Source organism: Ochrobactrum sp. P6BSIII, from assembly GCF_014138065.1.
In the GTDB taxonomy this organism is placed as follows: domain Bacteria; phylum Pseudomonadota; class Alphaproteobacteria; order Rhizobiales; family Rhizobiaceae; genus Brucella.
This window is the reverse complement of sequence record NZ_JACGXB010000016.1, coordinates 52,278-72,396: the sequence shown is the minus strand read 5'-3', so window position 1 is coordinate 72,396 and position 20,119 is coordinate 52,278. Positions and strand designations below refer to the sequence as shown.

The window sequence follows — 20,119 nt, the reverse complement described above, 5'->3', positions numbered from 1 at the left end:
TAGTTCCGATCACATTCTGAGGAAGAGGTCGAAACCGGTCGTCGCCATTACAACAGCAAGCAGCACAAGCACCATTATGAAGAAGATGCGGAGTTTTTCGCTGGGCAAACACAACAGCATCCGAGCACCCGCAATCGACCCAATGACTGAACCAAGCGCGACTGGACCAGCGATGGTTGTATCGATGTCGCCGCGCATGAAGTAAGCACCGGCGCTTGCGGCGGCAGTTACGCCGATCATAAAATTTGACGTCGCAGAGGACACCTTGAGCGGAAGCCGAAGTGCGGTATCCATTGCCGGAATTTTTAGAACACCACTGCCAATCCCCAGTAGCGCCGAAACCAGACCCGCCCCATACATCAGTGACAAGCCGAGCGGTACCGAACCGACATGATACGGCCTGAACGCGCCGCTTGCCTCATCCAAACCAGTCGAGTGTAAACGCAGCGCCGTCGCCCAGCTTTGAGAGGCAGGTGTGCTCATTTGAGGTGCTTCGCTTCGGCGCGCCAGCATTTGCTGCGCAGACACCGCGAGAATTGCTGCAAATAGCAAGTAGAGATAAGCGGTTGCAACAATCCCAATAAGGAAAACGCCGGTCAGAGCGCCCAGCGTTGTTGCTGTCTCAAGAACGATGGCCAAACGAATATTGGTCAGCCGCTTTTTCAGGAGCGGCGCCGCACTGCCGCAGGAACATGCGATCACCGACACGAGACTCGCAGCGATCGCCGCATGAATATCGATACCGAAAGCAAATGTAAGAACCGGCACAATAAAAATGCCGCTCGCCATACCCAGAACGCAACCAAGTGCGCTCGCACCGAAGGCCGCAACAAACAGCCAGAAAGCGCTGATCGCCCCAACATCGAATGTGCTTGTCACCGAGTCTGCCCCTGACGGCGCAACAAGCGCGTGCTGAATTTGATCAGATCTCCCCGATAATAGAGCTTCTCATAATCAATTGGCCTCGGCCCTTCACAATAAGACGTTCGCTCAATGAGGAATATCGGACTGGTGGGTGCAATCCCCAAGGCTTGAGCCACGCGATCATCGGCTATTGCGGCCTCAAGCTGATATTCCGCTTCAAAGAGCGGGAGGCCATACTTGTTTTCGAGCAAAGAGAAAATTGGCTCAGCCTCCAGATCGTTACTCACGATCTTCTCGCCAATATCCATGGGCAGATACGTTTCATCAAAAGACATGGCGATGCCATCAGCCAAACGCACGCGCTCGATGCGGTAGACCTGCGCGCCCTGCGGAAGATTCAAGTGTTTAGCGACCACGCCACTGGCGGGCACAAGCCGTTTATCCAGAAGCTTCGCAGTTGGATTGCGACCCAACGCAATCATGTCTTCCACAAAGCCGCTCAACTCGGCCAATTCCTGCCTGATTTTGGGCTCGGTAACGAAAGTGCCCTTTCCCCGTCTAATCTCAAGCAGTCCGCGCGCGACCAAATTTTCAACGGCTTTGCGAACGGTCGTCCGGCTGACACCGAACCTCTCCGTCAAATCATCTTCCGGCGGAAGTTGCGACCCAAAAGGCAATAGGGCTGACGCAATTTCCGAAGCCAACGTGGCCTCGACCTTAGCGTAAAGGGGAGCGGCACTGGTCTCTATCTTCATAAAGACATCATGATGTCATGATATCATATTGTCAATCTGATACCGACTGCGGGCGGATAACCGGAACGAGATGGGTACCCTCGAGTTTGGCCATCGCGATCATCCACACGATACGAGTGACCCATTGGCCGCGAACCTTGAGATAGGTGTAGTCAACACGCCCGGAGCTAGCCGTATGTCGTTTTCGCAATTGTGCCTATGCGTCAATCTAAGGAGAGTAGCCAATAACCCATTGGTATAAGCCGAGCGATCAACGACTATGCCGCGCTCAGTCAGGATCTTCTGAAGCTCACGACAAGAGACGGATAGCGAATATAAAAGAGGGCTGCAGCAGGGATGACACCTTGGGAAAATGTGCGCCCTTGAATTCGACTGCCATCCGCTTCACGCCTTCCTCGACTATACAAAGCAAAGACGCATGCTTGGAAGAGGTGAAAAATTTGCAACAAATCCTGCATAGGTGCTTTCGAAAACACCTTCTAGTGTCCTGCTCGTCCGGCCATTGCCGTGCCCCGTGCGAATTGAACTTTTCATCCGTGAGCAGCTTTCCCGAGAAAGGTTGACGTGCGTTCCACGCGCGTCAAAGGGCTTTTATCTGAAGCTGCGTATTATGCGTGGATTTTCAACATTCGATAGAGCGTATGTTCCAATCAGCACGCTCTGACGACAAGCCTATCTCATCTTGGACACATGATGTACACCGCCTTATTGTTACATGAGCTATTGACCTATATCTTTGACGCCTAAATGAATTTTCGAGTATCAATCCGGAGAAATCACTATGGCAGACGAAACCATTGCAGCAGGAAACGAGACGCCAGTCGAGGTGCGAGCCGCCGAGCCTGTGGACATCAAGAAGAAAGCCCGTGCACCACGCAAGAAAGCTGAGCCTAAGCCCTTAAAGGCGGCTTCACCTGCAGCTAAAGCGACCAAAGCCGCAGCAAAAACAGCCCCCGTTGCAGCAGAGCCAGCCACCCGCACGGTCAAGAAGTATACTCCCGCGCAACGCGCTTCAATTCTTGCTTCCGTTGAAAAGACGACCAAAAGCGGCAAGACCACATTGAAAGCCGCGCTGCAGCAGTTGGAAGTCAGCGAACAGACTTATTACAACTGGAAGAATGCCGCTGGCAAAACAGCGCCGGTAGCAGCAAAGGCAAAAACGACAGTCGGGGCGAGCGACGATCTAAAAACTCTGATTACACTGGAAGCGGAAAACCTGAAGCTGCGCAAGGAACTCGCCACAAAACTACGCGCAGAAAATGCAGAATTGCGCAGATGTCTCAGCCAAGCTTGAGTCTAGTTGCAATCATAGTATCTGCAAAGCGCCATCAGAACAGGTGACTTCCTACACGCCGGTCACCTGTTCGTCTTTCATTGGAAGACTTCTCAAAAGAGAACGCAACGGAGCTCGAATTCTTTCAACACGGCCGTGAGCTATGATTAAATTCACATTTGACCTAGATTGACGGAGCCGCCCATGCTTTTAAACGACGCTCAAGCCCAAGCGCTTTACAAAGCGATACAAGCCCTGAATGAAGGTGGCGGCCAGCTACTTAACGCTTCCTTTGACGCATTTGCCCTCGGTGAGGCAATCATTGATGTTTGCACCCACACTGATGATCGCATCGAACTGCGATCTGCCGGCAATGTAACTGAAGTACACAACGACCTGTCCGCTTTCGCAGCTGCCTATCGTTTGCAAGCGCTGTGATTGCTAAAGCGAAGAATGACATTGTTTTTGATTTCAGTTTTCTATCTATGAAATTTCCTCCGAAACGCTGGGCTGAAACTTAACAGAAGACAATTGAATAAAGCGCTTAACCCATAGACCGGGTCATCGCCCAATGATGGACTTCTTTGCGATTTCCAAGGCCTTCCGTGCATTGTTCTCAGCGGTCTCTTCGGTCGGCGCAGCCGACTGGATTGTGAGCCTGTCTCCGGCTTCTACGACAAAAATATTCACCCCCTTGAGGCCACCTACATTCGGAAGGCGGATAAGTCGTCCAATTGCAGGGGACACATCGATCTTCTCAATCTTGAAACCGATTTTTTCGGAACTGACGTCCAACTCTTTGAGATAACCTTCGTCGGTTCTGTTTTCCTGTCCCTGCTCATCGACATGACGATCGATAGCGATCATCAAATGCTGGTCATCATCTGTTCCGCAGCAGGACATCCGAAAGTTGGTCGGTTCTTCTGCATGATGCGCGAAGGCATCGAAAATTGACCAGAACTCTTGCTTGATGGGCGTGAGCTCGTGGATTTTGAAACCGTCGGCCCGCACAGGGACATTAATTCCGACAAGTGCAATCGCGATGACGACCGCTATAAACGTTCTATTTTTCATTCAGGGCACCATTACATCAACTTAAGCGCGACCAGGTTGAATCTGGATCGCTGAGATGGAAAATTAGTCAAAACTTGCGTCATGATAGCGTTCGTGCAGCAAAATCAATTCAGTCACAGTGGCCCGGCGCAGGACAGTTCGACACGGACATCTTTACCGGCAATCAAATTCTGATCCGATGCGAGGATCAGTGTTCTATCGCCTTCTCGTGCAAGTGAAATGATGCCTTGCTGCAGTTTCTGGCGTATGCCATTGACGTCCACGCTGGCGGTGAAATTTACCAATGCAGACATGCATCCACACATTCCGATCGACCGGTGCAAATTAAACCTCGCGTCGAAGGAAACAATGTTCGCCTGCCTCTTCACCTGCCCGGGCTTCAGATCGACGCAGGCCGATAGTCCGTTTTGCAAGTCAATTTCGACGACACCGCCGGAAGCTGCGGGTCCCGCGGAGATGGCGCAAAAGAGCGCAGCCGCGAATGATCTGATTAGCGGCCTTCTTCTCCCTGCAGAAATCCTGATGACTTCGTCTGTTTCAGGAAGCTTTTGACCCGAACCACTAATCATTTTTCTTGTTGATCCGTTCGTCGTTAGCCTCATCTGTCTTTAACGGAGCGGTCTGCTGTTTCACGGTGCCGATCAAACGAGTTTCCCGCCCCGCATCTTTTTCTGATTTCGGTCCGTCGCCATCTGACAACGCACTTAAGAGTGCTCTGGTCTCATAATATCCACCATGTGCATCTCCTGTAACCAACACTGTTTTTCCTCCGTGGGACGCAGCATCCCTCAGCGCCTCAAGCCGATTGATTTCCATCATAAATGCCATGGCATCGGCATCTGTCAGTGTCGTATCCGCTCGAAAGGCCGCAAGGGCTCTCGCATTGCCTTCTGCGATAATGCTGCGACTGGCTGCGATTCCCCGCGCCGTAATTGACATCGCAGCAGCAGAAGCTTCCGCACTCTTTGTCCGCTTTATTTTCTCAGCCTCTCCATCATTGTGCGCCGCTTCCAATCTGCGTTGAGAAGCAAGCACTTCGTTGAAGGCTGAAATCATCTCCGGCGTTGGCCGCGGGTCATCAATCAACACGGCACGGATCTCATAACCATATGCATTGATAGCTTCGTCTAGAGATTCACGGACAGTGCGCGTGAATTCGTCGCGATCAGTATAAAGTTGGTCGAATGTTCTCGCCGCAGCGACCGCGCGCGCATCTGTTGCGACGTAGGATTCGATCTGCTCTTCGGGATTATGTAACTCGTAAAAGGCCGCCTCTACCGCGGAGGGAATAACCCGATATTGCAGGCTGATCGGCATGGTGACAAAGGCATTGTCTTTGGATTTGACGCCAAGCTGAAGAGATATCTGTTTCGTCTGCAAGGAAAACGGCGAGCGAGCGCGCTGAAATGGCCAAGGAAATTTGATCGACAAACCCGCTTTACGATAGCCAGTGTAACGGCCGAACGTTTCAAGAATTCTCACGTGCTGCTGCGGCGTCATGACAAAGAAACTCTTAAGCCAACGCAGTCCCAGATATATCGCCAGAATGGCAATAATAACTGAAACAAGCGTGGAAATAATGGAACTGGAAAATTCGAACCCAAGCAAATTAAGTATTCCAACCCTTCTTAATTTCGACTCTCACTATCTTCAGTTTGCTCACTGAAAGGCACAGTTCCTCATCGTTCAACACAGAACAACATAATTGGCAGCAATTGCTATTTTAGCCAAAGCTCTTTGACTGGCAAGTCGTTATGGTATGTGTGTCATCGACACCTGCTTAATGCGATAAATGACTTTAATGACTGCAGAAAGCTGATCATTCCTACAGAAATGGACGCCACAGGCTGCGACATATATTGGATTTGGACAATTATGCTGGCGGCACGGATAACAATATGGGCACGTCAAACTCTGTTCACATTCCCTCAATAGGACAGCAAACCACCAGAGCGCGGGGAATAGGAAGCATGAACGAAAAGTCGCAAATCAGATCGAACCCTGTCATTGCCACGGATAAGGATATTCGCAGAGCAACGGCAATCACCGATTTGCTCGTGCAGCCGCTCGGCGTTCTACCCGTCGCCGTTGGCGATCCCATTCGCCCGGTCGCAATCGGCTTTTTCCAGCGGGTTTCGCCTTTCCTCAGTCCAGGCGTAAGTGTAACTGCACTTCGTCGCGCTATCGGCGCTTATGTTCACTCGAAGCGCTATTATCTGGCGTGTAGCCGGCCAGATGCGATGCGTCATGACATTAACGGCGAGCCCATTGAGCCTGTGTCAGAGTCAGACCAGCTGAATGCTCAAAAATGCCTGCAAATCTTCCGAGAGCAAAAGGGCCAAACGCCAGCGCCCGCCATAGTCGCCTCCCCTGTTGCAGCTGCAGAAAATAAGCGAGATTTGATCCGAGCCTCCCTCCTCGGGAGATCGCGAAGCTGATTTCAGTTCGCAGCGCTTGAAAGTCAGCTGAAGCCATCAAAAGCGTCAGCCCTCTTCGAAAGACGGTCGCCCATGGCGATGTAGAGAGCGCTCATGCTTTTTCAGCCGCTACCGCACAGTTAAATTTTGTAAGCACGGCTTTCAATCAGAGTGTTGTTTACATTTTTATGCGCAGTATCGACGTATGAACGACAACTACCCTTCGTCAACGATCGATTGGACTGGCCAATCATCGTTCAAACGCCGACAACGCGTCCGGCTATTCGTCGCAGTTGTTGTCATGTTAATAGCTTTTGTCGGGGTCACGATGCTCGTGTACAGCCTCCTCGCATCAAGCACATCGGACCGCGCCATCCTTCCGATAGACGCGTCTTCGAATAAAATGTTTGACTGATCCTAAAAAGGCCACTTCGCTCAGCCTGCTACAAGACACTGAATGACATGCCGCCCTGCCGATCAGTCTCCTCGACATCCAGGGATAAAAGATCATGAGCATCGGAAGGCTTCAGTTCCACCTTCCGGGCATCCATCGCCACAGCAATAGCCTGGCTATTCCCCCAGAGTTTTCCACGCCTAGTCGTATCCGGACCGTCGGCAGGCGCCGCAATACTAAATTCAATCTGGCCGGCATCAACGCCGTCACATATCAAACTGCCCGATCCATTCAGGAATATGACACTCAAGGATGCTCCTCCTCACAAGAACTCATACTGGTCATATGGCCAGCGGGGGCTTGGTTCAATGATCAATCGATCGGGTTGCCGCCATACGAGGCAGTTGCGCGTCCCCTGCGCATTCAATAGTCTCCATCGGCAAAGCAAACGTCGCTCCATTTAAGAGGATCCATATGGCAACGGGCACGGTAAAATTTTTCAACCAGGACAAAGGCTTTGGTTTCATCACGCCAGATAGTGGCGGCAGTGATGTTTTTGTGCATGTCTCCGGCTTAGCCCAGGCGGGAGGATCGCTTGGAGAGGGCCAGAAAGTCAGCTACGAAATCGGCCAGGATCGTAAGACCGGCAAAGCCAAGGCAGAAAACGTTCGACCGATCTGAATCGGCATCCCGCAGACTTGTCGCCAGGTCCATCGCTGCAATCTGGCGGCGATGGTCTTCGTACGAGCGGCCTACGCTTATATTTCCGATCTCCTTTAATCAGCGGTATTCCGTGCGCGCTTTGCTGAGAACCGAATCTGAGACGCCCGTCTTCTTTGGTTGCCGTCCGCGATACCGGTTACCTTTACGAAAAGCCCCTCGCCTAACGGTTCGAACGGCGGAAGAGCAAAAACCAATGCGACAAGCAAATCAACGCAAGACCGGCCATGAGAATTAACCCAAGCGTGAAAAATCCGCTGAGAGTCCAAAATATGATGGGGTTATCGCTCATATAAACGTCCGGCCCTCGTCGATTGACGATCCTACCCTTTTGTATGACGCCAACGAGACCCTGTGCACCAGCCCAGACCAGCCAACAAAGCAATCCCACGACCAAGCTCGAGCCCAGAATTTGGCTTATTCGCGATAGTCGTTTCCAAGTCATGGCTGTGCCTTAAGAGCCGGGGTAAAAAAATGTCACATCAAGACGGAACACCCACTTGCCTTCATTCCCGAAAACAAGAGCTGGCGGATTGAAAAGGTCCCTCCCCTCGCCTTCTGTGTCAGAGATCGGAGATATCCGCCAGGCGAGGTAATCGACGCTAGTTTCTGCAGAATCCAGGCAATAGCGGTTGAAGTGGTTTCTGGACCCATAAAACGGATCGCTTCCTGATAGGCTGACTGACTGATCCCGAGAAAGCCTGAGACGATACGCGAGGCATCGAGAAGCTCACGCCATGTGCCAATTCCGTTCGCACCATATTCGCAGATATCTGGACACGAACGAAGCACCTGGTCGAGAGAAATGGATGGCGTTAACTCACCAGAAGTTTTCCCTTCAGGCTTCATAGGAACTGGTGTTTCCGCAGAAGGCGCGATCAAAACAATCTTTTTGCTATTTTGAGATTCAAAAAGGGATTCTGGCAGGGATTCATTATGCTGCCGCTCATACTGGGCGTCGCTGCCGCTCATTTCCGGAACAATCTCTATTGTTTTCAGAGCGATAGCCAATTCACCACGAATGGCTTCAAAATTGGCCCTGATCGCGGACAGTTCCTCAACAGATGCACGACGAGGGATAGCGTCGACAATGGCGCGGAAGCGAATGAACAACGCTTCGATACGTTCACCACGCTCACCTATTTCTTCGGCACTATCCGCAAAAGCCGCTGCAATGTCTCGGCGCATGACCGACACTTCGTCGCGAAGACGCTTCAGTGCCTTCTGATCGGCGAGAATTTTATCCGCGATAGCAGCAATTTCAGAGGCGCGATCAAGCAAGGACGCAAAGGAAAAGCCGAAAGCAAGCTCGACGCCGCCTTCCCTGTCCTTATGAGCATAGCGCTTGCGGGTCGGGCTATCTTTGCGCGCAATGATCCCGGCTTCGATCAGGGACGCCAAATGTCGGCGCAGTGTAGACTCCGGCATGCCATGGGCGCGCAGCGACAGCTGTCGATTGGATGGGAATACGACGAGGCCGCTTTTCTCATGCAATTCATCATCAGGCAGAAATGACAGAAGGGAACTCAGCACAGCAAGGCAGCGATCGTTCAGACCGAAGTCAGCCTTAGCGACGCAGAGTTGTTTGTAGAGCGCCCATCTGTTTACGCCCCTTCCCTGCTTCGGCTGTTCTTGTCGGTCGGAATTTTGGGCAAACGCCTTCATTCGCCCACGAAATGCGGACGTGTCAGTCTTCAGAATCTGCATTCCCTCTCACCTTTCAAAAGGCAAAAGAAATCCACCCGCCAAAAAGACGCTTACGACTCTTGACACCGATTCATGGAAATGCGATTCTCAGACTTGCTACAGATTGAGAGAGGCTTCCACGCGGTGACGTTTTGGGGGCCTTTTTCTTTTGCGGTTCGTTCTCCTGGTTAATTTATCCGTCGTGATGGCTCTGAAGCGAAGCTTCAGCAGCTATTTGGATGTCTCGCTGGCCTTATATTCTGCATAGAGCTCTTCAAGACGCGACTGAATAAAGTCGGCAAATTGCGGAGCCGCTTTGTCATTGAAGGTGAACTGTACATTCTTACCAGCTCGTTTGATTGCGACAGGCTGAATACCCTCACCAAGAACAGGTGAGTGAACGGCATCCCTTCGGGGCTTATTTTTCGATGTTGATGATTTGAGCTTATCGAATACAAACTGAAATCGATCATCTGAAGACAAGGCGGCAAAGTCGACACTGTGGATGGCGTCATTTGCAATAGCTTCGCCGACAGCTGTCAAAAGGCTAACGAAATCTTCCCAGCGTGTGCGCCCGATGGACGGCGCACGGCCAATCTTGCGGATGATCTCTTCGGGTATCGACTTGATGATCGTAATCATCTTCGAAAGGACGGCTTTATCAATGCCAGTCGACTGATAAAGCGTTTCACGAGAATAGCCCTGCCCTTCCAAAATGTAGGCAAAGAAAGCCTTTTCGATGAAAGAGAGGTTGGATCGCGTGTTGTTTTCCTGGCCCTGGTGAATGACCAGCTCTTCATCCGTGAGCTGCTTGACGACCGCTCTGACCTTGATACCTAGAGCTTTGACGGCCGCAACACGTCTGTGGCCGTAGGCTATCTGAAACCGATCTGAATCGTCTGGATGAGGACGTACGAGAATTGGCACAAGTTGTCCGCTTTCGCGGATTTGCTCGACGAGTTTTGTCTGGTCTTCATCGTCAAATCCCAGTCGGTCAGAGACGAATGAGCTATCGATCAGATTGGGATCAAGCTCGATAATCGTCTGACCATTGGAAAGCTGACGCTCGATTTCATCAGCGCGAGCAGAGCGTTCATTGATCTTTTCGAGAGATTGCGAAATTGCGCCAAGGGCTGCCGGGCGATTTGCACGGTCTCGTTCCATGCCGGCAAGCGGTCGTGCCTGTTCGAAGGACGAGCTTACAGAATGGTCCTCTGCTTTTTGCGACGGCTCTGATTGATCGGAAAAGTCGAAAATGTTCTTTCGTGCCATGATTAGCTACGCCCCCAAGTCTGCCGAATGAGGTCTTCAATCTCAGCGTTGACAGATGTCAACGATTCCAATGCGCGGTCATAAGTGCCACGCGAGAAGGCAGAACGATCAACCTCGTAAAGTGTCTGTTTTGTCAGGCCCGCATCTGAAATGGCGGTCGACTTCAGCATTGGTGTTTCCAGCACGCGATTGCCAAATATTGAGCGCATGAAACCAGCCATCTGGTTTTGCGGCGCATCGTTTGGTTCATAGCGTGTGATCAGGTAACGCATCCAGTCGTATTGGGTATTGCCACCAGCCCGCTCAACCACAGCCAGTAGGTCAGATGTCATGTGCAGGAACTGGTTCATGGACATGACATCGAGCATTTGCGGGTGGACCGTAATCAACACGGATGTGGCGGCGCACAAAGCAGACAGTGTCAGAAAGCCCATCTGCGGTGGGCAGTCGATCACAACCACATCATAGAGATCTTCGACGACCGCTAGGCAGCTGCCGATGCGCGAGAAGAACATGGCTTCGTTCTTTTGCTCTGCCAGAACCTTTGGCGTTTCATGTTCAAACTCCATCAGCTCGAGATTGCCCGGAATGACATGCAGGCCGGGCGTGTAAGTCGACCTGACAATATCGGTAATCTCGCGCCGTTCCGCATCATAGCGAATGGCACCATAGAGCGTATCATTGACCCGCACGTCGAGTTCAGGCTGATGGCCGAACATTGCAGACAGCGAGGCCTGTGGGTCGAGATCAATCGCCAGAACGCGATAGCCACGCAGCGCGAGATACTGGGCGAGGTGGGCCGAGGTGGTGGTTTTCGCTGAGCCGCCTTTAAAGTTCATGACCGAAAGGATCTGCAACTTCTCGCCATTTCGGCGATGACGGATATATTTACCGTGAGTCTTGGGCGAGTTGTCGTCCAGCAATTGCCGAATGGCATGAATGTCTTGAATGGAGTACATCCGCCGGCCGTTGCTCTGCGGAGCAGGTCCGTGGCCTTCCGAAACGATCTGACGGAGATATCCTTCCGCGACGCCGATGAAGGATGCTGCTTCAGCAGGTGTAAAGGAGCGGATCGACTTCTGCGCTGTTGGTGGGAAAATGCGCATTTGATGCGCCTGAAGTCGCTTCGACAGCTCTTCAGCGTCGGCTTCAATCAAGGACTGAAGGCTGCTATGAGGTTGTGGAGATGCTGTCGAGTTTTGATGCATTGGTTCGTCCTTATCAGCGCATATTCAGTAAAACATAACAAATATGCGCTGACGAAGATGCCCCGATTCTGTCTTCGCTGCAATTTGTTTTTAGTTAATGAATAGTTAACGCGAAGCAAAGCAAAGAACGAGCCAGGCAGAAATTATAGCGTTTCAGAATTAGCAGCTTCCGAGATACTCTTGGACGGCATTTCTGTTTATTGACATCTGTCAACATTGCGCGAATGCGCTGACCAGTTTGTATTACGCAGATCATAACCGACTGACATGCGATTGGCTGGTCGGGTCAGGCTGCGCTCGGTCAGGAAATGGCCAGAACCTCGATCTCCTGACCGCCGAGCGAAGCTATATCACCAATGGATTTACCCATAAGCAATCGTGCCAGCGGCGAAACGAATGATATGGTGCCACATTTTGGGTCTGCTTCATCCTCGCCGACAATGCGATAGGATTGCGCAGGACGACCGTCTCTACTGAAAGATATAACGCAGCCGAAACCAACACTGGTTGGAGATAGAGGCGCGGGCGTTAGCTGGGCTGAATGAAGGCGCGCAGCATAGTAACGAAGATCGCGTAGAGGGTGTGCTGTCTGACGCCGCCGCTCCGAAATATCCTCATTGGCATTTGCCGCTTCAAATGCTGCGCGTGCTTTCTCAAGTTCCTGCTGTAAAAGTCGCAACCCCTCCTCTGTTACCAGATTGGGATGGGGAGAGATCTCGCGATCGGGCAGGATCGTTTCCGAAGCTGCTTCTGCGCTCTCTTCCTTGGCGAACGCAACACTCATGGACAACTCCTTTTTGGCTCGCGCAATCTTATCCGATTCTCGAGGGGGATGGGTTGTGTTGTGAAAGGATGCTCAGACAATATACAATGACTTGGAAGGGCGCTTTTTCTGGCGCCGTTAAACGACTTGCAGAGCGTTTGCTGAACGATGAATACGGTCGGGGATGGCATGCTGGATCTTCACTTATCTAATACAGTCGACACATTGAACAAATTGAATGTTACGCGTTTTGCAAGCGCGAAGACTGAGGCGGGGCGGGGCGCGCAACGAATGATGCTAACCGTCTCGCAAACGCGCCCTCGTTGGATTGGTAAGTTCGTTGACAGCTGTCAATTTCGAAGGAAGCCAAAACGGCGCGCGTCTTCCAAAAGATTTCTAACCGAAGAGGCCTGCCATTTACCGCCGCCTCGCGGGGGCTTTGCGTCCATAGCATCAAGTTTTGCAGCAATGGCTCGCAAGGAGAGGGTTGGATCAGCTATGGCAATGGCCGCAACACGTTTGATAAGATAGTCGTTCGGAATCCGGCGCTTCGCCTGAATGAGTAGTTTTGGCTCAGCGAGGCCTTCTTGCACAAGTTTACGGATGGCTCGTCTCAGTCTTTCAATCGTCCAGCTTTGTCCCTTTAGATTAAGCGTCCATACGATGTTCTCCCAGCTGTGCTGCGGACGAAGCTGCGAGACGGTGGGCAGCCATGAGGGTGCCGTGGCAACAAGCTGTTCCAGATAGGCGCGGTTACGCGCTGCTGCGATATCGCTGATGGCTTCTGGACGGCGCTCACGCAATCCCGGATTGCCAGCGAGCTTGCCATGGGCTTTTGCCAGCTTCATGCCAGCCCGTGTTCGTTCTACCTTTAGGGCATGTTCGAGGTTAACGACCGCATCGAGAATTTGCAGTGTAGATATGGCTTCCTGTCCGGAGGTGTCGATGGGGTCATCAAGGGAAAGCAGGTGAATGCCACGATCCGTGAGGTGTCTGTAGAGCTCGGCCAAGTGGCTGACAGACCGAGCCACCCGGTCGAGTTTCACGACGACGAGTGTGTCCCCGGCCACAAGGTGGCTCAGAAGTTTTTCGAGTGCCGGCCGCGATTGAAATTTTTCAGCAGCGTGTTCCTGGTAAATTCTGATGCAGCCCGCGTTCTGTAGTCGGGATAGTTGGGTCGCGTTGAATGGGTCGTCCATTGATGGCCGTGCATAGCCGATCCGCGCTTTGGGGAGGGGAGGGAGATCAAGCTCATCAGCAAATTTGGTCATCGCTACTATCCGGTTCCGCACAGTCTGTACCAATTGAGACTACGTCATAAAAGGTTACTTTGTATACGGTTTTCAACAATGGCGTTGGAGCTCCACAGTGCGGATATGATGAGCTTTATGTCGCCTGTTCTTGGTTGTGCTGCCGCTTATCCTGAGCCAATCTGAGGAGAAAGGACAGTTGCGCGGTCAATAAGACTTTCAACCAGGTGTCAACAGGGCGCCATTAAGGTGCTGCTGAAAGCAGGGGAGCGAAAATCGTAGATGGGCCCTCATCCGGGCCTCTTTGAGCTTCTAGCCCGGTGAATTTAATTTATTGAAAATATGAACTAAATTTTCCGAAATGAAAGCTAAGGCGAGCTTTAGTTTAGCTCGAGCGATTGCTTTTCTTTCGGTGTTCTGGGGGAGGAAACCTAATTCGAATTGGCCGAGCGAAGAGGCTCCAAGACCGTTTTAGACAAACAGAATCATATTTGATTTGCAGTCAAAAATCTACAGTCGGACTTGCATGATGGTTCTTAGCGTTACGAGGCTGCACCTCTGGTGCGGGACATCTTCGAACAGAGGGCTTCAATAGTATAATGATCCCGGTTTGGTATGCACGTCGTATTCCGCTACCAAGAAAGGCGTACCGCTGACATTGAGAGTCTTCGATTAGGTTAGCCAACATTGCATATTGAACATGTTTCTCTCCCTGTATGCGTAACTTACAAAATTGATATTGAACGCAGAATTTTCCGAGCCCCAGCTTCTCCTATTCCAGAAGATGTATCGGCTCGGGAACTCAAGTCGGGCTGAACATACATCGTCCTGCATTCTTGGGCGCGTTCGCTGGCGTGTTGGTAGGGGGAACGTGTGTTGGTTGCGTATCTCATCAGATCGAATAGCGAGTTGGGGCCCTTGAACGGCGAGCAAAGACACAGGTCTGTCTTCACGGGTCCATTCTTCAACCGGTCTATAGTGCGCCTCCTGTCCGTTGGGGCTGGCATCATCGTGATGATACCAGCCAACGCACAGACCGTATGTACAGCGTCGCCATGCGCGGGCTCTACGACTATAGACGCGAACTCCGCCGATTATTTTTCCGATACATCCCGCCCTAACTGGACGTTTCAGGATACGAGCACGCTCAACGCGGCTGCGACCGGTGCGATCAGTGGTGGCATGCAGGTCTTTTATGACTCCAGCGCTCTGAACGGCACGACGATAAATGCGATCAGCGGCGGGTCGCAATATTTCAATGGCAACAGCAGTCTCAACGCTTCGGAAACATTTGTAGTCGGGGGCGGTGTGCAGAGCTTCTATGACACCAGCGCGCTGAATGCATCGGCTGCGAATGCGGTCAATGGCGGCGAGCAGTATTTCAACGCCAGTAGCTCGCTCAACGTAACAGCTGCCGGGGGTCTCAGCGGTGGGCAACAGTACTTTTATAATACGAGCGCGTTGAATGTGGATTCTGTCAGCGGATTAAGCGGTGGTACGCAGATTTTCTACGACGCCAGCGCATTGAACGCCTCGGAAGCAAATGCCGTCGCTGGCGGATCGCAATATTTCAACGGCAGTAGTCGCCTCAATGCAACGTCGTCCAACGCGGTCAGCGGTGGATCGCAGAGCTTTTATGCCAACAGCGTTATGACGTTGACAGCAGTCAACGCCGTCAGCGGTGGTGCGCAATACTTCAATGGCGACAGCATATTGAACGCCAACGCTAGCGGCGCGATAGGCGGTGGCACGCAATATTTCTATAATCTCAGTGCCCTGAATGCTTCGACCGCAAACGCTGTCAATGGTGGCACGCAGGATTTCCATGACAGTAGCGTCTTCAATGTTTCCGCAGCCCGCGGCGTTAGTGGCGGCGCGCAAACTTTTCATGGCAACAGCACGCTCAATGTGTTGGCGAATGATGCACTGGCGGCAAATGCGGGCGTTAACTTCGATAATCAGGCGGGTGGCATCGGCGGGACGATCAAGCTCAATGGATTTAGTACAGTCGTCGGAGCCATCAATAGTGTTGGCACGAGGGCTGGTGTTATCGAAAATGGTGCCGCCACGAGCAGTGTCCTGACCATTGATGGCTCATCCGTCGGCCCGTCAACATTCTCCGGTGTGATCCAGGATGGCGGTAGCGGTCGGCTGTCGCTGGCGCTCGATAGCGGCACGTTGACACTTATTGGAGTGAACAGTTTCACAGGTGGCACGACGATAACGGGCGGTGTCTTGCAGCTATCAAGCGATGCGAATCTTGGCGATCCATCAGGCGGTCTGATTTTCAATGGAGGGACACTGGCCACGACCGCGAGTTTTCAGACTGCCCGGTCAATTTCAATTGCCCAGGCCGGTGTACTGGATGTTGCAGATAACACCGATCTCGTCGTGAGCGGTGTTATCTCCGGGCCGGGCGATCTTGTGAAAATGGGTACAGGTGTGCTCCAACTCACAAACACCGCCAATAGCTATCGCAACACCATTGTTGGGGCCGGTCGTCTCATCGGGAATTCGGAAACTATCGCAGGCAATATCGCAAATGCAGGTGTCGTCGTTTTCGAACAGGCGGCAGATGGCAGTTTTACTGGCAATATTGCCGGCGCTGGTGGAGCGACAGGCACGATGATCAAGGACGGGGTTGGCAGCCTCATCCTGAATGGCACATCGGGTCTCAACTGGACTGTGCAACAAGGCAATCTGACTTCCGGCGCTGACCGCTTCTCAGGCGACGTTACAATAGCGAGTGCGGCCTCATTGACGTTTGACCAATCAACCAGCGCGCAGTTCGACGGTGTATTGATGGGCGCAGGAACCTTCTTCAAGACCGGCGCTGGCACGCTCACCTATAATGGCGAAAGCGCATCATTCTCAGGAATGACTGATCTTTCCGCTGGCGGTTTGATTGTTGGATCGGACATTAGCCATAGCAATGCCGTGCTTAGCGGCTCGTTTATCGTCGGAGATGGCGCTCTGATCGGCGGGCACGGCACCATCGGTTCGGGTGTTGGATCAACGGTCGCGGTTCTAACCGGAGGAACGCTTTCGGCTGGAAATTCGATTGGAACATTGACGATCAATGGCGATCTGACGCTTGAAAGCGGCTCGACTTATGCTGTCGAAATTGCGGGCGCTGGTGCGAGTGATCTCACGCGTGTTTCCGGCTCAACAACGATTTTGGGTGGAGGTGTCAGTGTAACCGCCCTTGATCCCGCAACGAGTTATCGAAACGGGCAAACCTATACGATCCTCACATCGGATGGCGGTATAAACGGCACGTTTCAGGATACGGTTTCGAAGTCCGCCTTCATTACCGCAAACGAGACTTATGACCTCAACAGTGTGAAATTGACGATTGCTGTGAAAAATGGCGGTGGTACAGATCCTACGACAGATACGCCGCCCGCAATTTTCGAAACCGTTTCGCAAACAAAAAACGAAATAGCGACGGCAAGGGCGCTGGATACGCTCCAACAGTCGGGGCAGTCTCTTGAGCTTTACAACAAACTGTTGATGCTGGGCCCCGATGAGGCGCGCTCCGCCTTCAATCTTTTGTCAGGCGAGGCCTATGCTTCAACAAAAGCGGCGCTTATCGAAGGTAGTTCGCTCATTCGAGATGCAATGAACAGTCGTCTGCGCTCCATGGAGGGCTTTGAGCCATCGCTTTCTATGCCTATTCTGTCCTATGGCCCTGAGAAGAGCGTCAGTGTTGCGACACCCGGCGCATTCGCCGCGATAACCCCAACTCCCCCCGCTCAAGGTTATGATGCCTGGATTCAGGGCTATGGCAACTGGGCTTCAATCGATGGAAACGGTAACGCAGCCCGGCTCGACTACAATACTGGTGGCTTCGTAGCGGGCGTAGATGGCACTGTGTTCGATAATTGGCGCCTTGGATTATTAGCCGGCTATAGTAGAACAACGTTCAATGTCGATGGCCGCTCATCATCCGGGCAAAGTGATAATTATACGCTCGGAGCCTATGCCGGAAAATCCTGGAAACTGAATAATGGCAACGCTGTCGCCTTGCGGACCGGGCTTGCTTATACTTGGCACGAGATTGAGCTTGACCGATCGGCCTATTTCCCTGGTTTTTCAGATAGTCTGAACAGCGATTATCATGCCGGTACGTTTCAGGCATTTGGCGAACTTGCCTATCAGTGGGGCACGGAAGACGCACCGCTGGAAGCGTTTGCCAATCTGGCCTATGTCCATCTTCACACAGACGGCTTCAATGAAGCAGGACGGACAGCCGCCCGGCTTGCGGTCGACAGCGATACAATGGACACGGCTTTCACCACCATCGGCTTGCGTGCTTCGAGGCGTTTTATGATGGGTAATGTATCGGCAATTGCGCATGGGTCTATTGGTTGGCGTCATGCTTATGGCGATATCGACACAAGTTCCACAAACAGCTTCCTTGGTTCTTCCGCTTTCACTGTCTATGGCGCGCCTATTGCCAAGGACGCGGCTCTTATCGAAGCCGGTCTGAATTTCAATCTCTCTCCTCGCTCAACACTTGGCATTAATTACACGGGCCAGATCGGTTCCCATGCTTATCAGCAGGGCGTGAATGCCGTGTTCAGGGTGAGGTTTTGATACCAGTGGAGCGTGCGGTGGCAATGGTGTCGCGTAGTTCATCGACTTCGATGGGTTTATGCAGGAGGAGGGCCCCGCTGGCATTGACGTCTCTCAATCGTGCAGGAGACGTATCACCAGTGATGATGATGGCCGGCACCGGAGTACCTATAACGGCCGACAATGATCGAATGGCGTCGAGACCGGTAACGCCGTCACCCAGCCGATAGTCGGCAATGATCAAGTCCACCGGAGCGTCGCCAATCTCAAGGGCTGCCTTGTACGACGCCTGGGCCTCTGCGGCTGATCGCCCAAGGTAAAGTTGGTGTCCGTCGAGAGTGAGCAATCGCGCCATGGCATCGAGAACATCCTTCTCGTCATCAACGACCATAATGCCCAGCGCTGTTTCCACTGCGAGCGGCACATGCACGTCCGAGTTTGCAGGGCCCTTGTCACGCGTTTTGGGCACGGTGATCGAGAACATGGAGCCTGAGCCCGGCACAGAAACCAGTTTTAAAGGGTGGTTGAGAAGCATGGCTGCACGCCGAACGATGGCAAGCCCCAGTCCCAGACCTTGCGACCGGTCGCGCGCCGGATTTTGTAGCTGAACGAATTCCTCGAAAATCTTTGCCTGGTGATCGGTCGGAATGCCTGGGCCTGTATCGAAGACCTGAATTTCGACTGTATCGCCACGTCTGCGACAGCCAAGAAGAATGCGGCCATGCTTCGTGTATCTGAATGCATTGGACAAAAGATTGTTCAGGATGCGCTTGAGCATCATCGGATCACTGTCGACACAAAGATCGCTTTCAACGACATGCCATTGAAGATCGCGTTGCTCGGCCTCAAGCGCAAATTCGTCGTGCAGGTCGTGAAACAAGGCGGATAGGGCTACCGGCTCGTTGACTACCGTTACAATGCCCGCGTCCAGCTTCGAAATGTCGAGCAACTCGTTCAAAAGTCCGCTCAGATCGTTGACGACGGATTTCGCTTTAGCGGCCAGATCGCGCGCCTCGCCGGAAGCGACATTGCCGCGCTGTCCCAAAACGCCAAGCGTGGAAATGAGCAGGCTCAGCGCATGGATCGGTTGGCGAAGATCATGGCTTGCTGCCGCGAGAAAGCGTGTCTTGGCGCGGTCGGCGCGCTGCGCGCGGTCTGTTTCTTCCTGCAAGTCCACGACGAGATTTTCGTTTTCCAGTCGCAAGCGAATGGTCTCGTGCAGCATGCGATAGGTGATCCGGCAATAATAGAGATTGATGGCGACCAGCGCGGTCAGCAGAAACAGAAAGGCGCTGGAAATCTCGCTTTCGGTCGTGATGCAGCGCACTGCTATCGGAATAACGGTCGCAATGATTGAACCGACCAGCGCTGGTGGAAATGCCGAGAGTGAGGGGACTGTGCCGCAGACAAGGCCGGTTAACACGATCACGGTGAAGGACAGAACGATTGGCGCTTCAGGCAGAAACCCTGCCCAACCTAGCCCGCCCCATAAAAGGCCGGATATCCATGAAAAGCTCGCGGCAAGCCAGGCCCACCGTTCTATCGACTGCGGATCCCTTTGTCGGCTGAAGAACTGCCTGGATGCGAAGACACGTATGGCCGTCAGCGAGTAAAGCGCAACGAGCCATCCGGTGATCCAGCTCGTGGGAACGGCGTTCTTCAGAACATCGATCGCACCAAGAGAAATAACGACATTCGAGATAATGACGCCGTAGGAATTGCGGTAGAGAAGTTCAGTGAGCGCCTGACGTATCCTGTCTTCCTGCATCAGACTACCCCCCGATATGTTGCCCCGTGTGGTGCATTGTCCACTGTTGCACATTGATATACTTAAATGATTTATCGATCAGTAACTTGATGCCAAT

The 20,119-nt window shown here is 52.5% G+C and carries 17 protein-coding genes; 5 read left to right on the top strand and 12 right to left on the bottom strand.

The features are described 5' to 3' along the window. Window positions 1–9: 9 nt before the first annotated feature. Both FHW00_RS19915 and FHW00_RS19910 read right to left on the bottom strand, forming a co-directional pair. Window positions 10–879: a sulfite exporter TauE/SafE family protein gene (locus tag FHW00_RS19915; protein WP_445557983.1), complete on the bottom strand. Its 870-nt coding sequence runs from the start codon at window positions 877–879 to the stop codon at window positions 10–12. Next, a complete protein-coding gene (locus FHW00_RS19910) occupies window positions 876–1,619 on the bottom strand; it encodes a GntR family transcriptional regulator (protein WP_078340276.1) in 744 nt (247 codons plus the stop codon). Before FHW00_RS19910 ends, FHW00_RS19915 begins: the two co-directional genes overlap by 4 nt. Before the next feature lie 781 nt (window positions 1,620–2,400). Between FHW00_RS19910 and FHW00_RS19905 the strand changes: the two genes are divergently transcribed. Together FHW00_RS19905 and FHW00_RS19900 are read left to right on the top strand one after the other, a co-directional pair. Continuing rightward, window positions 2,401–2,913, top strand: coding sequence for a transposase (locus FHW00_RS19905; RefSeq protein ID WP_078340275.1), 513 nt, complete (start codon window positions 2,401–2,403; stop codon window positions 2,911–2,913). A gap of 183 nt (window positions 2,914–3,096) precedes the next feature. Continuing rightward, window positions 3,097–3,330: a hypothetical protein gene (locus tag FHW00_RS19900; RefSeq protein ID WP_445557982.1), complete on the top strand. Its 234-nt coding sequence runs from the start codon at window positions 3,097–3,099 to the stop codon at window positions 3,328–3,330. A gap of 123 nt (window positions 3,331–3,453) precedes the next feature. Here FHW00_RS19900 and FHW00_RS19895 read toward each other — a convergent pair whose 3' ends face one another. The 3 genes from FHW00_RS19895 to FHW00_RS19885 form a co-directional block, all read right to left on the bottom strand. After that, entirely contained in the window at window positions 3,454–3,966 is a 513-nt protein-coding gene (locus tag FHW00_RS19895) for a hypothetical protein (protein ID WP_078340274.1), read from the bottom strand. A 113-nt stretch (window positions 3,967–4,079) separates the two neighbouring features. Beyond that, the gene (locus tag FHW00_RS19890) at window positions 4,080–4,535 is read right to left on the bottom strand and encodes a DUF2195 family protein (protein ID WP_162762584.1); all 456 of its coding nucleotides are present in this window, start codon (window positions 4,533–4,535) and stop codon (window positions 4,080–4,082) included. Further along, window positions 4,528–5,574 carry an SPFH domain-containing protein gene (locus FHW00_RS19885; protein WP_078340272.1) on the bottom strand — a complete coding sequence of 349 codons (1,047 nt, stop codon included), beginning with the start codon at window positions 5,572–5,574 and terminating at the stop codon, window positions 4,528–4,530. The genes FHW00_RS19890 and FHW00_RS19885 overlap by 8 nt, the downstream gene beginning before the upstream one ends. 362 nt (window positions 5,575–5,936) lie before the next feature. On the opposite strand from FHW00_RS19885, the gene FHW00_RS19880 reads away from it, so the two are divergent. Beyond that, window positions 5,937–6,404: a ProQ/FINO family protein gene (locus tag FHW00_RS19880; protein ID WP_078340271.1), complete on the top strand. Its 468-nt coding sequence runs from the start codon at window positions 5,937–5,939 to the stop codon at window positions 6,402–6,404. Between the two features lie 422 nt (window positions 6,405–6,826). On the opposite strand, the gene FHW00_RS19875 is transcribed toward FHW00_RS19880, so the two are convergent. Beyond that, window positions 6,827–7,087 (bottom strand): hypothetical protein, encoded by a 261-nt coding sequence (locus FHW00_RS19875; RefSeq protein WP_078340270.1) that lies wholly within the window; start codon window positions 7,085–7,087, stop codon window positions 6,827–6,829. A 164-nt stretch (window positions 7,088–7,251) separates the two neighbouring features. Between FHW00_RS19875 and FHW00_RS19870 the strand changes: the two genes are divergently transcribed. Then, window positions 7,252–7,458: a cold-shock protein gene (locus FHW00_RS19870; RefSeq protein ID WP_078340269.1), complete on the top strand. Its 207-nt coding sequence runs from the start codon at window positions 7,252–7,254 to the stop codon at window positions 7,456–7,458. A 516-nt stretch (window positions 7,459–7,974) separates the two neighbouring features. On the opposite strand, the gene repC is transcribed toward FHW00_RS19870, so the two are convergent. From repC to FHW00_RS19845, 5 genes are all read right to left on the bottom strand, one after another. Then, complete coding sequence (gene repC, locus FHW00_RS19865; protein WP_078340268.1) at window positions 7,975–9,204, bottom strand: plasmid replication protein RepC; 1,230 nt, start codon at window positions 9,202–9,204, stop codon at window positions 7,975–7,977. 210 nt (window positions 9,205–9,414) lie between these two features. Beyond that, entirely contained in the window at window positions 9,415–10,455 is a 1,041-nt protein-coding gene (repB, locus tag FHW00_RS19860) for a plasmid partitioning protein RepB (RefSeq protein ID WP_078340267.1), read from the bottom strand. Between the two features lie 2 nt (window positions 10,456–10,457). Beyond that, on the bottom strand, window positions 10,458–11,663 hold the full coding sequence (gene repA / locus FHW00_RS19855) for a plasmid partitioning protein RepA (RefSeq protein ID WP_078340266.1): 1,206 nt from the start codon (window positions 11,661–11,663) through the stop codon (window positions 10,458–10,460). A gap of 301 nt (window positions 11,664–11,964) precedes the next feature. Then, the gene (greA, locus tag FHW00_RS19850) at window positions 11,965–12,447 is read right to left on the bottom strand and encodes a transcription elongation factor GreA (protein WP_078340265.1); all 483 of its coding nucleotides are present in this window, start codon (window positions 12,445–12,447) and stop codon (window positions 11,965–11,967) included. A 329-nt stretch (window positions 12,448–12,776) separates the two neighbouring features. Next, a complete protein-coding gene (locus tag FHW00_RS19845) occupies window positions 12,777–13,697 on the bottom strand; it encodes a recombinase family protein (protein WP_078340264.1) in 921 nt (306 codons plus the stop codon). A 993-nt stretch (window positions 13,698–14,690) separates the two neighbouring features. Here FHW00_RS19845 and FHW00_RS19840 point away from each other — a divergent pair. Next, on the top strand, window positions 14,691–18,275 hold the full coding sequence (locus tag FHW00_RS19840) for an autotransporter domain-containing protein (protein ID WP_182514686.1): 3,585 nt from the start codon (window positions 14,691–14,693) through the stop codon (window positions 18,273–18,275). On the opposite strand, the gene FHW00_RS19835 is transcribed toward FHW00_RS19840, so the two are convergent. Next, a complete protein-coding gene (locus FHW00_RS19835; protein ID WP_078340261.1) occupies window positions 18,259–20,022 on the bottom strand; it encodes an ATP-binding response regulator in 1,764 nt (587 codons plus the stop codon). The two genes, FHW00_RS19840 and FHW00_RS19835, sit on opposite strands and share 17 nt — an antisense overlap. Between the last annotated feature and the right edge of the window lie 97 nt (window positions 20,023–20,119).

Excerpts from the sequence above, each read along its gene's own strand:
- FHW00_RS19835 (WP_078340261.1), bottom strand. The coding sequence starts at position 20,022 with ATGCAGGAAGACAGGATACGTCAGGCGCTCACTGAACTTCTCTACCGC.
- FHW00_RS19895 (WP_078340274.1), bottom strand. The coding sequence starts at position 3,966 with ATGAAAAATAGAACGTTTATAGCGGTCGTCATCGCGATTGCACTTGTC.
- repA (WP_078340266.1), bottom strand. The coding sequence starts at position 11,663 with ATGCATCAAAACTCGACAGCATCTCCACAACCTCATAGCAGCCTTCAG.
- repC (WP_078340268.1), bottom strand. The coding sequence starts at position 9,204 with ATGCAGATTCTGAAGACTGACACGTCCGCATTTCGTGGGCGAATGAAG.
- repB (WP_078340267.1), bottom strand. The coding sequence starts at position 10,455 with ATGGCACGAAAGAACATTTTCGACTTTTCCGATCAATCAGAGCCGTCG.
- FHW00_RS19840 (WP_182514686.1), top strand. The coding sequence starts at position 14,691 with ATGATACCAGCCAACGCACAGACCGTATGTACAGCGTCGCCATGCGCG.
- FHW00_RS19910 (WP_078340276.1), bottom strand. The coding sequence starts at position 1,619 with ATGAAGATAGAGACCAGTGCCGCTCCCCTTTACGCTAAGGTCGAGGCC.
- FHW00_RS19870 (WP_078340269.1), top strand. The coding sequence starts at position 7,252 with ATGGCAACGGGCACGGTAAAATTTTTCAACCAGGACAAAGGCTTTGGT.
- greA (WP_078340265.1), bottom strand. The coding sequence starts at position 12,447 with ATGAGTGTTGCGTTCGCCAAGGAAGAGAGCGCAGAAGCAGCTTCGGAA.
- FHW00_RS19890 (WP_162762584.1), bottom strand. The coding sequence starts at position 4,535 with ATGATTAGTGGTTCGGGTCAAAAGCTTCCTGAAACAGACGAAGTCATC.
- FHW00_RS19845 (WP_078340264.1), bottom strand. The coding sequence starts at position 13,697 with ATGACCAAATTTGCTGATGAGCTTGATCTCCCTCCCCTCCCCAAAGCG.
- FHW00_RS19880 (WP_078340271.1), top strand. The coding sequence starts at position 5,937 with ATGAACGAAAAGTCGCAAATCAGATCGAACCCTGTCATTGCCACGGAT.
- FHW00_RS19900 (WP_445557982.1), top strand. The coding sequence starts at position 3,097 with ATGCTTTTAAACGACGCTCAAGCCCAAGCGCTTTACAAAGCGATACAA.
- FHW00_RS19905 (WP_078340275.1), top strand. The coding sequence starts at position 2,401 with ATGGCAGACGAAACCATTGCAGCAGGAAACGAGACGCCAGTCGAGGTG.